Here is a 14,901-nt window from a genome sequence, read left to right as displayed (position 1 = left end):
GGGCAGCGCCGCCGCGGCCGGCGCGGGCCAGGGAGCGGCGGCGGCCGCCGCCCGGGCGGCGGCTCCGGGCGGCCGGCACAAGACCATGATCGGCGTACCGTTCGAAAGACGCAGCACGGTACGGATCGGCCTCATCGGCCTGGGCAACCGCGGCATGGGCATGCTGCCCCTCTACCTCGCCATCCCGGGTGTGCGGGTGGTGGCGGTCTGCGACCCGGTCAGGGACAAGGCCGCGAAGGCGGTGCAGCTGGTCACCGCCGCCGGACAGCCCGCGCCGACCGCCTACACCAAGGGCGACCACGACTTCGAGAACCTGTGCAAGCGCGGCGACCTCGACTACGTGTACATCGCCACCCCGTGGGACTGGCACTTCGCGATGGCCAAGTCCGCGCTGCTGAACGGCAAGCACGCCGGTGTGGAATGCCCGGTGGCCATGCGCATGGACGAGCTCTGGGACCTCGTCGACCTCTCCGAACGCACCCGCCGCCACTGTATGCAGGTGGAGAACTGCTGCTACGGCCGCAACGAGATGCGCGTCCTGCGGATGGCGCACGCGGGCCGCTTCGGCAGGCTGCTGCACGCCGCGGGCGCGTACAACCACGACCTGCGCCAGCTGATGTTCGACCCGACGTACTACGAGGGCCCGTGGCGGCGGCTGTGGCACACCCGGCTGCGCGGCGACCTCTACCCCACCCACGGCTTCGGGCCGATCGCCAACTACATGGACATCAACCGCGGCGACCGGGTGGTCCGGATCTCCAGCTTCGGCACCCCCGCCCTGGGCCTCGCCGAGTACCGCGAGGCGCACATGCCGCCCGGCGACCCGAGCTGGCGGGAGACCTACATCGAGAGCGACCGCACCTTCAGCCTCATACAGACCGCCAAGGGCCGGGTGCTGCGGCTGGAGCACGACGTGTCCACCCCGCACCCCTACAGCCGCATCAACAGCCTCGGCGGCACCAAGGGCGTCTTCGAGGACTACCCGGAGCGGATCTACATCGAGCCCGACCACACCAACGACGAGTGGGGGGACTTCAGCAAGTACGCGGAGTGGGACCACTGGCTGTGGAAGGAGCACGCCAACCCGCCCGGCGGCCACGGCGGCATGGACTACATCATGCTGTACCGGCTCATGCAGTGCTTCCACCTCGGGCTCGTACCGGACTTCGACGTGTACGACGCGGCGACCTGGAGCGCGCCGGTACCGCTGAGCCACGCCTCGATCAGGGCGAAGGGCGAGCCGCAGGAGATCCCGGACTTCACCCGGGGGCTGTGGCGCAAGCCGCGGCAGGGCGTGGACTCGCCGAAGCCGAAGGGGTGACGGGCGGGGCCGGGCGGGTTCGAGGCCCGTCCGGCCCGGCCGTCACGGCGCGGTACGGTCGCGGCACGGCGCGGTCCGGGGTTCCGCATGGTCGTGGCACCGACCCCGATACCGTACGGTCGGCTCAGGCGGCGAGATGTGCGGTGTCCCCCATGACCACGACGGGATGCTGCCGCGGATCGAGCGTGCGCAGCAGCGAGACCATCCCCGCCTTCGGGATGCTCACGCAGCCGGACGTGCCGTCGCCGTGGTCCAGGTGGAGCCAGATGCCGCCGCCCTTCTTCTTTCCCTGCGGCCGGGTCGGGTCCAGGGGTGTGGTGCCCTTGACGCGGTTGTAGTCGATCGCGATGACATGGTCGAAGTCGTGCCGGGTCTTCTTCTCCCAGTACGGCGGCGGGGTGAAGGCCGACGAGTGGGTGTACGGCAGCTTCGCGCCCGGATCGGGCAGCACGCCGCCCGCGTCGGAGAGGCCGAAGACGCCGACCGGGCTGCGCAGGTCGTCCTCGTGATGATCGGTGGTCCAGCCCTTCCTGCCGTTGTGCGCGGGCCAGGTCGCGGTGCGCTCCCACCCCTTCGGGGCCTTCGTGTACAGGACCAGCGTGGCGTCCGGCGCATCGGCGCCCTCTCCGTACACGGCCACGACCTGCCGTGCGTCCCCGGGGATGCGGGACCGCAGCCTCGCGCCCACGCCCGGGATGTGCTTCGTGTACGCGGCGGCCTCCGTGGTGCGGCCGCCGCGGCCCTTTCCGTCGTCCTTCGCCGATCCGCCGCCGGCGCCGCAACCCGCCAGCAGGACCAGTCCCATCGTGGCCAGTGTCGCCCTTCGTACCATGCAGCACGCAGTTCGCATGACTCCCATGGTCGCACCCGGACGGCGCGTACGGACCGTACAGCGGTGGCCCGTTGTGTGCGCCCCGCGCGGAAAACCGGTTGAACCGGAGCTCCGTGACGCGCCAGTCTTCCATGGCTCCCCCGAAGCACCGTCCTTCTTCCTGCCCGCGCGCCCGTACGGCGCCCGGCACACTCACCACGCCACGGGCCGCGCTCCGGGCCTACGGGCCTACGGGCCACCGCACTTACCGGCCTTCGGTGTACGGGCCCGCAGGCCTCCCGTCCGACACCCGGCCACGTCCAGACCCGCAACGTCGTCATCCGAACCGAACTTTGGACATCATGCACATTCGCGATCTTCCTCATGCCGATCCAGGAGTCCCGGACGTCCGCTCCGGTGGCCGCCTGCTCCGGTGGCTCTACCGGCAGCAGCTCGGCGGCCAGACCAAGGCACTGTGCTGGGGACTGGTCCACACCGGGGGTGTGGCCTCCTTCCCCGTCCCGGTGGGCATCGCGGTGCAGGCCGTCGTGGACCGTTCCGGCTCCCGGCTGCTGCTCGCCGGCGGTCTGTTGCTGCTGCTCGGCGCGCTGGTCGCGGTCGGCGACGTGATGCTGCACCGCGCCGCGATCACCAACTGGATCACGTCGGTGGCCCGTCTCCAGCAACTGCTGGCCCGCAAGACCACGGAGCTGGGGTCCGCCATGACCCGGCGGGTCGCCGCCGGTGAGGTCGTCGCCGTGAGCACCGGCGACCTGGAGAAGATCGGCTGGTTCGTCGAGGCCGTCTCCCGGTTCGGCGCCGCGGCGCTCACCTCCGTCGGCGTCTGTGCGGCCCTGGTGGTCTACCAGCCCACGCTGGGCGTCGTGGTGGCCGTCGGCGTGCCCGTCCTCGCCCTGGCCGTCCTGCCGCTGCTGCCGCCCGCGACCCGCCGCGCCGACGATCAGCGCGAGAAGGCGGGCCGGGCGACCGAACTGGCCTCCGACACGGTCGCGGGCCTGCGCGTCCTGCGCGGCATCGGCGGTGAGGAACTCTTCCTCGGCCGCTACCGGAGCGCGTCCCAGGACGTCCGTCGGGCCGCCGTGCGCAGCGCCCGCATGTGGTCCATGATCTCCGCCGTCCAGGTCGTCCTGCCGGGGCTGCTGCTGATCGCGGTGGTCTGGTACGGGACCAGGCTGGCGCTCGACGGCCGGGTCGGGGTCGGCGAACTGGTCACCGTCTACAGCGCGGTGACCTTCCTGCTCTACCCCCTGCGGCACTTCGAAGAGATCGCGATGGCCTACTCCTTCTCCAAACCGTCGGCCAAACGCGCCGCACGCGTCCTGGCGTTGAGCCGACCCGCCGAAGGCCGGATCACCGGGGCCGCAGCGCTCGTCGGCGACCTGTACGACCCGGTCACCGGACTGTGCTTACCGAGCGGACAGCTGACCGCGGTGGTGTGCGGCGACCCGGACGCGGCGGGACGGCTCGCCGACCGGCTCGGCGGCCACCCCGCCGACGTGCCGGACGGCACCCCGTCGGTGCTGCTGGGCGGCACCGCCCTGGACGACGTGCCACGCGAGGCCGCCCGTACGGCCGTCCTCGTCCAGGACAAGGACCCCGTCCTGCTCTCCGGGACGCTCGGCGAACTGCTGGACATCCCGTCCTCCGGGGCCGTACGGGCCGAGGACGCGCTGGCGGCGGCGCAGTGCGGCGACGTGCTGACCGCGCTGGCGCAGGGTTCGGCCGACGACTCCGGCGATCCGATGCGTACCCACATCACCGAGCGCGGCCGGTCCCTGTCGGGCGGACAGCGGCAGCGGCTGGCGCTGGCCAGGTCGCTGGTCACCGACCCCGAGGTGCTGGTACTGGACGAGCCCACCAGCGCCGTCGACTCGCACACCGAGGCCCGGATCGCGGACGGGCTGCGGGCCCTGCGCGCGGGCCGCACGACCGTGGTGCTGACCTCCAGCCCGCTGCTGCTGGACCGCGCCGAACGGGTGGTCTTCCTCGACGCAGACCGGGTCGGGGGCACCGGCACACACCGTGAACTCCTGCGCGACGTCCCCGCGTACCGGGCCGTGGTGACCCGGGAGACCGAAGAAGAACCGGAACCGGAACCGGAACCGGCGACGGCGTCCGTGGCCGGGGCGGCGGGGGCCCCGGCCGGGGCCGTGGCCGGTCCGGCCGGGGCCGTGGTTGCTCCTGCGGCGTCCGGCGGGCGGTTCGTCCGCACCGGCAGCGAGCACATCGACCGGACCGACCGGCCCGACAAGATCGACCGGCCCTTCGAGACCGACCGGATCGTCGAGACCGACCGGATCGGCCGGACCAACGCATTCGACAAGATCAACCGGATCGACCAGATCGAGGAGAGCGCATGATCGGCCTGGCGCCACCGGAGCACGATCCGGACGCCCCGCGGACGGCCACGACCCTGCCGGTCGGCTCGCCCGCGACCGTACGCGCCTACGTGGGCGGACTGATCCGTCGGCACCGGCGCGCCTTCGTCCTGCTGGTGACCGTGAACGCGATCGCCGTGGTCGCCTCCATGGTCGGCCCGTATCTGCTCGGCGGGCTGGTCGAGGACCTGGGCGCCGGGGCCCGTGAGCTCCACCTGCCGCGCGTCATCGCCCTGTTCGTCCTCGCGCTGGCCGTCCAGACCGTGTTCGTACGCCTGGTACGGCTGCGCGGCGCGATGCTCGGCGAGGAGATGCTGGCCGACCTGCGCGAGGACTTCCTCGTACGGTCCGTAGCCCTCCCGCCGGGCGTGCTGGAACGGGCCGGGACCGGCGACCTGCTGTCCCGCATCACGACGGACATCGACCGGCTGTCCAACGCGATGCGTGAGGCGGTGCCGCAGCTGTCCATCGGCGTGGTCTGGATCGCGCTGCTGCTCGGCGGCATGACCGTCACCGCGCCCCCGCTGGCGCTGTCCGCCCTCGTCGGCCTGCCGGTCCTGCTCGTCGGCTGCCGCTGGTACTTCAAGCGGGCTCCGCACGCCTACCGCTCCGAGGCGGCCGGGTACGCCGCGGTCTCGGCGGCGCTGACCGAGTCGGTGGACGCGGGCCGCACCATCGAGGCGCACCGGCTCGGCGAACGCCGTGTCAAGCTGTCCGAGCACCGGGTCCGTTCCTGGACTCAGTGGGAGCGCTACACCCTCTACCTCCGCTCGGTGCTCTTCCCGGTCGTCAATGTGACGCATGTGCTGATCCTGGCCTCGGTGCTGCTGCTCGGCGGCCTGTTCGTGCTGCGCGGCTGGATCACGCCCGGTCAGCTGACGACGGGTGCGCTGCTCGCGCAGATGATGAGCGAGCCCGTGGCGATGATTCTGCGCTGGTACGACGAGCTCCAGATCGCCCAGGTGTCCATCGCACGGCTGGTGGGCGTACGGGAGATCGAACCGGACGCCGCCGACGAGCGGACGGAACCGTCGGGGCGGGACGTACGGGCCGACGAGGTGCGGTTCGGCTACCGCGCCGGCGTCGACGTCCTGCACGAGGTCTCCCTGCGGATCCGCCCGGGGACGCGGATGGCCCTGGTCGGGCCGTCCGGTGCGGGCAAGTCGACCCTCGGGCGGCTGCTCGCCGGGATCTACGCCCCGCGTACCGGCGAGATCACACTCGGCGGCGCCGAACTGTCCCGGATGCCGCCGGAGCGGGTGCGCACACACGTCGCGCTGGTCAACCAGGAGCACCACGTCTTCGTGGGTTCGCTGCGCGACAACCTGCTGCTGGCCCGTACGGAGGCCGAGGACGCCGAGCTGTGGGCCGCACTCGGCGCGGTCGACGCGGACGGCTGGGCGCGGGCCCTGAAGGCGGGCCTGGACACCGAGGTCGGTTCGGGCGGCCATACCCTGACACCGGCCCAGGCCCAGCAGATCGCACTGGCCCGGCTGGTACTCGCCGACCCGCACACCCTCGTCCTCGACGAGGCGACCTCGCTGCTGGACCCGCGCGCGGCCCGGCACCTGGAGCGCTCCCTGGGCCGGGTCCTGGACGGCCGTACGGTCGTGGCGATCGCACACCGGCTGCACACCGCGCACGACGCGGACGTGATCGCGGTGGTCGAGGAGGGCCGGATCAGCGAACTCGGCAGCCACGACGAGCTGGTCGCGGCCGACGGGGCGTACGCGGCGCTGTGGCGGTCCTGGCACGGGTAGGCGGGTCGGGGGCCGGGGACCGGGGCACGGGTGACGGGGGCGGTGGCCGGGCGGCCGAGTGGCCGGATAGCCGGATAGCCGGATAGCCGGATAGCCGGATAGCCGGATGGAGAGTGAAGCGGAAGGGCGGGGCGCAGCCCGGTTGCGGTGCCGATGGGCGCAGCCCGGTTGCGGTGCCGATGGGCCGCGCCACCGGGTGGCTCCTGGGCCGCGACACCGACGGCTCCAGGGGGCGCGACTCCACTGCCGGGGAACCGAGAGCGTCCGTGGCGCCGCGGATCAGACCGACGGTGGCCACACCGGTGAACAGCCGCTCCCCCGGCCACACCGGTCTCCTGGCCACGTCGGTCGCCTTGATCTGTGTCACACCGACCCGGAAGCGCTCCGGGGTCACCGTGTAGACCAGCAGAACGATGGGACGGGCCCGGCCGCCTCCGACGGCCGCTTCGGCGGAGGTACGGGTCCGGCCCAGGTGACTGTAGGGATTCGACAGCATCCGGCTCTGCCGTCGGCCCTCGAACATGATCGGGCCATCCGCGGACGGAACGATCTTGCGCATCGTCATGGCGGCCCTCCGGGACATCGCGGCCCGGACCGTCGCCGTACTTCTCCTCCCGGGGAGCAGCAGCGAACCGGTGCACCAGGCCTGTCCTAGCGGAAGGGCCGACGATCAAGAGCCGGGTGCGCCACCGGCCGGGTTGCGGGCGGCCTGCCGGGTGGAGGCGAAGCCCCCTGCCGTGCCGTCTGCCCCACGCCGCCCGGGCCGTCCCGCCGCCCGTCAGATGTAGCCCAGCGCCCCCAGCGCTCCGATGCCGCCCAGCAGCATGAACGCGGGCATCAGTACCTTCAGCTCCACCCAGCTTCCGGCGCGGAACCTCATGGCCTTCGGCGGGCCGAGCGGGTACCAGCGCTTGCGGCCTATCGGGATGGGCCACAGGATCGGGCAGCCGGAGACGGTCAGTGCGTCGCCGATGTCGTGGACCAGCGCGCCGAGCACGATCGGCAGCCCCAGCCACAGATACTCCTGGCCGGGCTCGGTGAACAGCCAGCCCGCCCCGTTGCCCGGCTGGTCCAGGACTCCGGCGAGGATCCAGGCCGTCGCGGCGCCCAGCAGCCACACCAGGACGTCGCTGGAGACCCGGGCCGCCCGCCACAGCAGTCCTTCGATCGCCAGCACCATGTGGACGAAGAGAATGCCGAGCACCGCCCAGCGGCCGCCCTGGACCGCCAGGAGGGACATCCCGCCGCCGACCAGGACCGCCCACACCCACGTATGGGTGAGGGTGCGGTGCCCGCCGTTGCGCTGCGAGTCGCCACGCATCTTCGTGGCCTTGTAGACCGCGTGCGAGATGGTGTCGACGACGCCGCACACCGTCCGCGAGAGCGGTCCGAAGGCCCGGGAGATCGTGGCCGACTTGTGGTCCAGGTCGGGGGCGAGTGCCGCGCCGGCGCTGATCAGCGCGCCGACGACGAGCACCGGCCAGGGCATCGGATAGCCCGCGGCCGCCGTCGCCGCGCCCACCCCCAGCCAGGCCGCGGCGCCGGACAGCGAGTGCGCCGGTCCCATCATGGTCGTTCCCCATCCCGGATCGATCTGGACATGTGCTCGGATCCCCGGTTTCTGACGCCGGGTCGGCGACACAGCGTAGCGTCAGATGATCTAGGTCTGACCCGCCGGTTGTCCGATCCGGACCACGGGAAGGCAGTATGGGGGCGTGACCCTCATCGATCATCTCCCGAACGACGCCGACCCCGATGCCCTCTTCGAAGCCTTTTCGAGCTGGGCCGAACAGCAGGGCATCGCGCTCTACCCTGCCCAGGAAGAAGCGCTGATCGAGGTGGTCTCGGGGGCGAACGTCGTGGTGTCCACCCCCACCGGGTCGGGAAAGAGCCTGGTCGCCGCGGGTGCGCACTTCAGCGCGCTGGCCCGTGACGAGGTGACCTTCTACACCGCGCCGATCAAGGCGCTGGTGTCGGAGAAGTTCTTCGACCTGTGCAAGCTCTTCGGCACCGAGAACGTCGGCATGCTCACCGGCGACGCCTCCGTCAACGCGGACGCTCCCGTCATCTGCTGCACCGCCGAGGTGCTCGCCTCCATAGCGCTGCGGGACGGCAAGGACGCCGACATCGGCCAGGTCGTCATGGACGAGTTCCACTTCTACGCCGAGCCGGACCGCGGCTGGGCCTGGCAGATCCCGCTGCTGGAACTGCCGCAGGCCCAGTTCGTGCTGATGTCGGCGACGCTCGGCGACATGTCGCGGTTCGAGGGGGACCTGACCCGGCGCACCGGCAGGCCGACGGCGGTGGTGCGCTCCGCGACCCGGCCGGTGCCGCTGTCGTACGAATACCGGGCGACCCCGATGACGGAGACCCTGACCGAGCTGCTGGAGACGCGGCAGGCCCCCGTCTACATCGTGCACTTCACGCAGGCCGCGGCCGTGGAGCGGGCGCAGGCGCTGATGAGCATCAACATGTGCACCCGCGCCGAGAAGGACGAGATCGCGGCGCTCATCGGCAACTTCCGCTTCACGACCAAGTTCGGACGAAATCTGTCCCGTTATGTCCGGCATGGTATCGGTGTGCACCACGCCGGCATGCTGCCCAAGTACCGTCGGCTGGTCGAGAAGCTCGCCCAGGCGGGCCTGCTGAAGGTCATCTGCGGTACGGACACGCTCGGTGTCGGCGTCAACGTCCCCATCCGTACGGTGCTGTTCACCGCGCTGACCAAGTACGACGGGACGCGCGTGCGCACCCTGCGGGCCCGGGAGTTCCACCAGATCGCGGGCCGCGCGGGACGGGCCGGTTTCGACACCGCCGGTTTCGTCGTCGCCCAGGCACCCGAGCACGTCGTGGAGAACGAGAAGGCGCTCGCCAAGGCCGGTGACGACCCCAAGAAGCGCCGCAAGGTCGTCCGCAAGAAGGCGCCGGAGGGCTTCGTCAACTGGGGCCAGAACACCTTCGAGAAGCTGATCGCCTCCGAGCCGGAGCCGCTGACCTCCCGCTTCCGGGTCACCCACGCCATGCTGCTGTCCGTGATCGCGCGGCCCGGCAACGCCTTCGAGGCGATGCGCAAGCTGCTGGAGGACAACCACGAGCCGCGCCGCAACCAGCTGCGGCACATCCGCCGTGCCATCGCCATCTACCGTTCGCTGCTGGACGGCGGCATCGTCGAGCGCCTCGCCGAACCGGACGCGGAGGGGCGGATCGTCCGCCTGACCGTCGACCTCCAGCAGGACTTCGCGCTCAACCAGCCGCTGTCCACCTTCGCGCTGGCGGCGTTCGACCTGCTGGACCCGGAGTCGCCCTCCTACGCGCTGGACATGGTCTCGGTCGTGGAGTCCACCCTCGACGACCCGCGGCAGATCCTCGCGGCCCAGCAGAACAAGGCCAAGGGCGAGGCGGTGGCCCAGATGAAGGCCGACGGCGTCGAGTACGAGGACCGCATGGAGCGCCTCATGGACGTCGAGTACCCCAAGCCGCTGGAGGAGCTGCTCTCGCACGCGTACAACCTCTACCGCAAGAGCCACCCGTGGGTCGGCGACCACCCCCTGTCGCCGAAGTCGGTCATCCGCGACATGTACGAGCGGGCGATGACCTTCACCGAGTTCACCTCGTTCTACGAGCTCGCCCGCACCGAGGGCATCGTGCTGCGCTACCTGGCGAGCGCGTACAAGGCGCTCGACCACACCGTGCCGGACGACCTGAAGTCCGAGGACTTCGAGGACATCATCGCCTGGCTGGGCGAGATGGTCCGCCAGGTGGACTCCAGCCTGCTGGACGAGTGGGAGCAGCTGGCCAACCCGGCGGAGGAGACGGCCGAGGAGGCCGCCGAGCGGGCGGACCAGGTCAAGCCGGTCACCGCGAACGCGCGGGCGTTCCGGGTGCTGGTACGCAACGCCCTGTTCCGGCGGGTCGAGCTGGCGGCGCTGGACAAGGTCGAGGAGCTCGGCGAGATGGACGCGGAGTCCGGCTGGGACGCGGATGCCTGGGGCGAGGCGATGGACGCGTACTGGGACGAGTACGACGAGCTGGGCACCGGTCCGGATGCGCGCGGGCCCAAGCTGTTGCAGATTCAGGAGGAACCCGAGCACGGGCTGTGGAAGGTACGGCAGACTTTCGCCGACCCCAACGGCGATCACGACTGGGGCATCTCCGCCGAGGTGGACCTGACGGCCTCCGACGAGGAGGGGCGCGCGGTCGTGCGCGTCACCGCCGTGGGCCAGCTGTGACCGGGTGGTGCGCCCTTCGCGGGGCGCACCACCGAGCAAGGGCGTCGAGACACCCGACGGAGGACGTACGGCCATGACCAATCCCGCCGAGCGCCTGGTGGATCTGCTGGACCTGGAGCAGATCGAGGTGAACATCTTCCGCGGCCGCAGCCCGCAGGAAAGCCTCCAGCGCGTCTTCGGCGGGCAGGTGGCCGGACAGGCGCTGGTCGCGGCCGGGCGGACCACCGAGGGCGACCGGCCCGTGCACTCGCTGCACGCGTACTTCCTGCGCCCGGGACGGCCGGGCGTGCCGATCGTGTACCAGGTGGAGCGGGTACGGGACGGCCGCTCCTTCACCACGCGCCGGGTGGTCGCCGTCCAGCAGGGTCGTACGATCTTCAATCTGACCGCCTCCTTCCATCGGCCCGAACCGGGCTTCGAACATCAACTGCCGATGCGCCGCGTGGTCCCCGCCCCCGAGGAACTGCCGACCGTCGCCGACGAGGTGCGCGAGCACCTGGGCGGGCTGCCCGAGGCGCTGGAGCGGATGGCCCGCCGGCAGCCCTTCGACATCCGCTACGTCGACCGGCTCCGCTGGAAGCCGGAGGAGATCGAGGGCGCGGAGCCGCGCAGCGCGGTCTGGATGCGCGCGGTCGGGCCGCTGGGCGAGGACCCGCTGATCCACACCTGCGCGCTGACCTACGCCAGTGACATGACCCTGCTGGACGCCGTCCGCATCCCGATCGAACCGCTCTGGGGCCCGCGCGGCTTCGACATGGCCTCCCTCGACCACGCGATGTGGTTCCACCGCCCCTTCCGCGCGGACGAGTGGTTCCTCTACGACCAGGAGTCCCCCATTGCCACCGGCGGCCGCGGCCTGGCCCGCGGCCGCATCTACGACCGTGCGGGCAACCTCCTCGTCTCCGTCGTCCAGGAAGGTCTCCTGCGCCCCCACACCAAGGACCACAGCCTGGAGCAGCCGTACGCGGAGGGGCCGGGAGCGTAGACGGTTCGGGCCGTCCCCGGGTCATGGCGCACAGGTCAGGTCTCGCGAGGTGTCGGCCTCGGAGCGGGCGCCGCCAGGACGGGTGACCGCAGCGGCGGCAGGGATTTTGCGGGAACCGTGGCGGTCGCAGGGCTCGCGGGGGCCGTAGGGGCCGTAGGGGCCGCAGCAATACGGAAGGGAGCGCCTTCCGGTCCGGTCGGTGCGGTGCCGCCGGGTCGGGTGGGGTGGCGTAGACGGCCGGCCGCCGGTTGTCGGTGGCGGGCACGGTCGAGGGAACGGGAGAGGTTGACGCGGTACCAGAGCACCTCGTCGAACTCTTCCGCCGTCGTCGCCCGCTCGACCGCCTCCCTGGCCGCCGGACTCGCCCCCGGCAGGGCCAGGACCGGGCGCAGGCGTCGTAGCACGGAACGCTCCAGCGGGTCTTCGACGACCGAGGCCAGCTCCTCGGGCGGCAGTACCGCGGCGATCACCGCCGCCGACTCCCAGTCGTCCACCGCCTGGCCCATCAGTCGGGCCACCCGGCGGCTGCGCCACTTCCGGCCGCGCCAGTCCTGCCCGCCGTCGAGCATGACCCGGATCACCAGGGGGAGGTCGCCCCGCAGCAGCTCCGGCTGGCGGGCGGCGCATTCCGTCAGCTCCGTGGCGAGGTAGAGCCAGACCACGGCGCCGTAGCGGTTCACGTAGAAGCGGACCGGGACGAAGCAGCCCGCGCGGGCCAGCCGCAGGAAACGGCCCGCGCCGATGCCCAGCAGTTCGGCGGCCTCGGCCGCGCCGACCGTCCGCAGGCGCTCACGCAGCGTGCCGGGAAAGCCTTCTTCGGCGCGCAGCCGCCGGACCTCTTCCGCCGGCACCCGGCGCCGCCTCCACGGACCGGCCGGACCGGGTCGCGCTTCGGGGTCCGGCGGCAGCGTCAGGATTTCCCCCAACTGGGCCGCCAGCTCGAACTCTCCGCCTCGTAGGCCCAGTTCGCGGGCCGCTCGCCCTGGCGTGAGCAGTTCCCCCGCGATGGGCCCTTCCTCCGCCATGAGCGTCGCCGGCGCCTGCCGCCCGTCGCACATCACCGTCATGTCGCACTCCCCCGTCATCGCTTCCGTCGCGGGATCCACCACGGACCCCCGCCGGTTCGTTACCGACAGTGACGACGATAGCGGTGGGGTACGACAGTCGGTCAACCCCCGGCTTCAGCCCTGTGGACAACTTTCCGGCCGCCGGGCCGCAACTCCCAGGTGTTCCCCCACACGGTTGACCAACAGTGCCATTTCGTAGGCGATTTGCCCCATGTCGGCCTCAGGACCCGCCAGTACGCACAGACAGCTGCCGTCCCCCGCCGCCGTCACGAACAGCACGCCGTCGTCGAACTCGACCATCGTCTGCCGCACCCGCCCGGCCTCGAAGTGCCGCCCGGAGCCCTTGGCGAGGCTGTGCAGCCCCGACGCGACCGCCGCCAGGTGTTCGGCGTCCTCTCGCGCCAGCCGCTCGCTCGCACTCGTGACGAGTCCGTCGTTGGACAGCACCAAGGCGTGCCGCACCTGGTCGATCCGTTCGGTCAGATCGTCCAGCAGCCAGTCGAGTCCGCTGCTCAGAGCCATATCTCTTCCTCCCCGTGTCCCCGTGGGCAACTGCCGTGCAAGCCTGGACCACCCGCGCCGTCCGGGCAAGCGACCCGGCCGGGTCGGCGCGCTCGGTGCGGCCGCGAGGCCTGTTCGCGCCGCATGGCGGAGGATGGCGGTATGGCACGCAAAATGAGCAAGGACGAGTGGCAGGGCTTCCTGTCCGAGGGCACCCGCACCGGCAAGCTGTCGACCGTACGGGCCGACGGCAGCCCGCACATCGCGCCGGTGTGGTTCCTGCTGGACGGCGACGACCTCGTCTTCAACACCGGCGCCGACACGGTCAAGGGACGCAACCTCGCCCTGGACGGCCGTATCGCGTTCTGCGTGGACGACGACCGCCCGCCGTTCAGCTTCGTGATCGTGGAGGGCCTGGCCGAGACCAGCGGCGAACTCTCCGAGGTGCGCGCCTGGGCCACCCGTATCGCGGCCCGTTACATGGGTGAGGAGCGGGCCGCGGAGTACGGCGCGCGAAACGGTGTCCCCGGGGAACTGCTCGTGCGGGTCCGGATCGGCAAGGTCGTCGCTGTCGCCGACCTCGCCGACTGATGCCGCCGGGCCGCGCTCCGGCGACGAGGCGCGTCGAAGGGTGACAGCCGTGGGCGCGCGCTCACCCCACCGAGTCGAGCAGTCGGGCGGTGTACACCCGCCCGGCGTGCTCGACCAGCCGTATCAGCACTTCCTTCCCCGAGTCGCGGTCCCGCGCGTCGCACAGCACCACCGGCGTGCCCCGGTCCAGGTCGAGCGCCCGCGCCACTTCGTCCGCCCCGTAAGCGCGCGCTTCGGCGAAGCAGTTGACGGCCACCAGGAAGGGAATCCCGCGGTTCTCGAAGTAGTCCACGGCGGGGAAGCAGTCCTCCAGCCTGCGGGTGTCGGCCAGTACCACGGCACCCAGCGCGCCCAGCGCCAGGTCGTCCCAGAGAAACCAGAAACGGTCCTGCCCCGGTGTGCCGAAGAGGTACAGCGACAGTCCGGCCCTGATGGTGATGCGGCCGAAGTCCATCGCCACGGTGGTCGTGGGCTTGCGCACCACGTCCCGGGCGTCGTCCAGCGCGGCGCCCGCCTCGCTGAGCTGTTCCTCCGTGCGCAGCGGCCGGATCTCGCTCACGGCGCCGACCAGCGTCGTCTTGCCGACCCCGAATCCGCCCGCCACGAGGATCTTCAGAGCCATCACACTGTCGTCGACGCCGTCGTCCGCACTGTCGTCCGGGGTGTTTGCGGACCCGGCAGCAGGCGCTACAGGTACGTCGTGGGGTTCGTCGTGCGCCTCGAAAACCATGGCGAGGACCGTACTCCTTTCGCTACACAGCGTGGCACGGAGTTGACAAGTTCATACGCTTCGGGAGAAAGCCCCGGCCACGGTCCGGCCGGGCGCCACCGACGGGGAGCCCGCGCCGCAGACCGGCCGACGCGCCGGCGGGACGCGAGAAAGAAGGCTGATGATGTCCACCCATGAGGCCACCGGTACCGGCGCGGACATCGCGGCCGTTCCCGCCGCGGGCGACAACGAGGCCGGCCCCTGGCACAACGTCTGCCGCATCTGCCATCCACGGGAGTCGCCCGTACGGCCGCTGGTCGCCATCTGCGGCGAGCCGCTGCTCGGCATCCGGGCCGCCCGCGACGCGCCACGGTGCGAACTCTGCGACCACCTCACGCCGCTGCACGAGCGGGGCCACCGCACCTGACAGGCGGGCGCGACCGCGGCAGCAGCGGCGTCCGTACGCAGATCACCCGAACAGGCGCACGCACCCTGATAGTTTGGTTAGCGAACCTAACTAGGTAGGCG

Annotated in this window: 12 protein-coding genes; 7 read left to right on the top strand and 5 right to left on the bottom strand. The window is 71.6% G+C overall.

Annotated elements, in window-relative coordinates; genetic code table 11:
* Positions 1 to 1,321: Gfo/Idh/MocA family protein (locus JXZ78_RS22125; RefSeq protein WP_238783293.1), on the top strand; the 1,321-nt coding region annotated here is incomplete at its 5' end.
* Between the two features lie 124 nt (positions 1,322 to 1,445).
* Here JXZ78_RS22125 and JXZ78_RS22120 read toward each other — a convergent pair.
* Complete coding sequence (locus tag JXZ78_RS22120; protein WP_063726156.1) at positions 1,446 to 2,180, bottom strand: L,D-transpeptidase family protein; 735 nt, start codon at positions 2,178 to 2,180, stop codon at positions 1,446 to 1,448.
* A gap of 314 nt (positions 2,181 to 2,494) precedes the next feature.
* On the opposite strand from JXZ78_RS22120, the gene JXZ78_RS22115 reads away from it, so the two are divergent.
* Entirely contained in the window at positions 2,495 to 4,513 is a 2,019-nt protein-coding gene (locus JXZ78_RS22115) for an ABC transporter transmembrane domain-containing protein (RefSeq protein WP_078624575.1), read from the top strand.
* Positions 4,510 to 6,291, top strand: coding sequence for an ABC transporter ATP-binding protein (locus JXZ78_RS22110; protein ID WP_030023258.1), 1,782 nt, complete (start codon positions 4,510 to 4,512; stop codon positions 6,289 to 6,291). The genes JXZ78_RS22115 and JXZ78_RS22110 overlap by 4 nt, the downstream gene beginning before the upstream one ends.
* A gap of 778 nt (positions 6,292 to 7,069) precedes the next feature.
* Here JXZ78_RS22110 and JXZ78_RS22105 read toward each other — a convergent pair.
* Positions 7,070 to 7,861 carry a metal-dependent hydrolase gene (locus JXZ78_RS22105; protein ID WP_030023259.1) on the bottom strand — a complete coding sequence of 264 codons (792 nt, stop codon included), beginning with the start codon at positions 7,859 to 7,861 and terminating at the stop codon, positions 7,070 to 7,072.
* A 145-nt stretch (positions 7,862 to 8,006) separates the two neighbouring features.
* On the opposite strand from JXZ78_RS22105, the gene JXZ78_RS22100 reads away from it, so the two are divergent.
* Both JXZ78_RS22100 and JXZ78_RS22095 read left to right on the top strand, forming a co-directional pair.
* Complete coding sequence (locus JXZ78_RS22100; protein WP_030023260.1) at positions 8,007 to 10,520, top strand: DEAD/DEAH box helicase; 2,514 nt, start codon at positions 8,007 to 8,009, stop codon at positions 10,518 to 10,520.
* A gap of 73 nt (positions 10,521 to 10,593) precedes the next feature.
* Positions 10,594 to 11,505, top strand: a complete 912-nt coding sequence (locus tag JXZ78_RS22095) for an acyl-CoA thioesterase (RefSeq protein WP_030023261.1) — start codon at positions 10,594 to 10,596, stop codon at positions 11,503 to 11,505.
* A gap of 35 nt (positions 11,506 to 11,540) precedes the next feature.
* Here the strand turns inward: JXZ78_RS22095 and JXZ78_RS22090 are convergent, their stop codons facing one another.
* Together JXZ78_RS22090 and JXZ78_RS22085 are read right to left on the bottom strand one after the other, a co-directional pair.
* Positions 11,541 to 12,572, bottom strand: a complete 1,032-nt coding sequence (locus tag JXZ78_RS22090) for a DUF6397 family protein (protein ID WP_238783291.1) — start codon at positions 12,570 to 12,572, stop codon at positions 11,541 to 11,543.
* Between the two features lie 114 nt (positions 12,573 to 12,686).
* Positions 12,687 to 13,094 (bottom strand): roadblock/LC7 domain-containing protein, encoded by a 408-nt coding sequence (locus tag JXZ78_RS22085; RefSeq protein WP_030023263.1) that lies wholly within the window; start codon positions 13,092 to 13,094, stop codon positions 12,687 to 12,689.
* Positions 13,095 to 13,235: 141 nt separating this feature from the next.
* Here JXZ78_RS22085 and JXZ78_RS22080 point away from each other — a divergent pair, with 141 nt between their 5' ends.
* The gene (locus JXZ78_RS22080; protein WP_030023264.1) at positions 13,236 to 13,664 is read left to right on the top strand and encodes a PPOX class F420-dependent oxidoreductase; all 429 of its coding nucleotides are present in this window, start codon (positions 13,236 to 13,238) and stop codon (positions 13,662 to 13,664) included.
* A 61-nt stretch (positions 13,665 to 13,725) separates the two neighbouring features.
* Here the strand turns inward: JXZ78_RS22080 and JXZ78_RS22075 are convergent, their stop codons facing one another.
* Positions 13,726 to 14,286: a GTP-binding protein gene (locus JXZ78_RS22075; protein ID WP_050502887.1), complete on the bottom strand. Its 561-nt coding sequence runs from the start codon at positions 14,284 to 14,286 to the stop codon at positions 13,726 to 13,728.
* Between the two features lie 268 nt (positions 14,287 to 14,554).
* Here JXZ78_RS22075 and JXZ78_RS22070 point away from each other — a divergent pair, with 268 nt between their 5' ends.
* Positions 14,555 to 14,800 (top strand): hypothetical protein, encoded by a 246-nt coding sequence (locus JXZ78_RS22070; protein ID WP_030023266.1) that lies wholly within the window; start codon positions 14,555 to 14,557, stop codon positions 14,798 to 14,800.
* Positions 14,801 to 14,901 lie beyond the last annotated feature (101 nt).

This window comes from Streptomyces monomycini (assembly GCF_022271435.1).
Classification (GTDB): Bacteria; Actinomycetota; Actinomycetes; order Streptomycetales; family Streptomycetaceae; genus Streptomyces; species Streptomyces monomycini.
Note: the sequence above shows the minus strand (reverse complement) of the source record. Positions and strands in the feature narration are given on the sequence as shown.

Bases quoted from the DNA above. Each gene is read 5' to 3' on its own strand.
- JXZ78_RS22120 (WP_063726156.1), bottom strand. From the start codon at position 2,180: ATGGGAGTCATGCGAACTGCGTGCTGCATGGTACGAAGGGCGACACTG.
- JXZ78_RS22115 (WP_078624575.1), top strand. From the start codon at position 2,495: ATGCACATTCGCGATCTTCCTCATGCCGATCCAGGAGTCCCGGACGTC.
- JXZ78_RS22110 (WP_030023258.1), top strand. From the start codon at position 4,510: ATGATCGGCCTGGCGCCACCGGAGCACGATCCGGACGCCCCGCGGACG.
- JXZ78_RS22105 (WP_030023259.1), bottom strand. From the start codon at position 7,861: ATGATGGGACCGGCGCACTCGCTGTCCGGCGCCGCGGCCTGGCTGGGG.
- JXZ78_RS22095 (WP_030023261.1), top strand. From the start codon at position 10,594: ATGACCAATCCCGCCGAGCGCCTGGTGGATCTGCTGGACCTGGAGCAG.
- JXZ78_RS22090 (WP_238783291.1), bottom strand. From the start codon at position 12,572: ATGACGGTGATGTGCGACGGGCGGCAGGCGCCGGCGACGCTCATGGCG.
- JXZ78_RS22085 (WP_030023263.1), bottom strand. From the start codon at position 13,094: ATGGCTCTGAGCAGCGGACTCGACTGGCTGCTGGACGATCTGACCGAA.
- JXZ78_RS22080 (WP_030023264.1), top strand. From the start codon at position 13,236: ATGGCACGCAAAATGAGCAAGGACGAGTGGCAGGGCTTCCTGTCCGAG.
- JXZ78_RS22075 (WP_050502887.1), bottom strand. From the start codon at position 14,286: ATGGCTCTGAAGATCCTCGTGGCGGGCGGATTCGGGGTCGGCAAGACG.
- JXZ78_RS22070 (WP_030023266.1), top strand. From the start codon at position 14,555: ATGATGTCCACCCATGAGGCCACCGGTACCGGCGCGGACATCGCGGCC.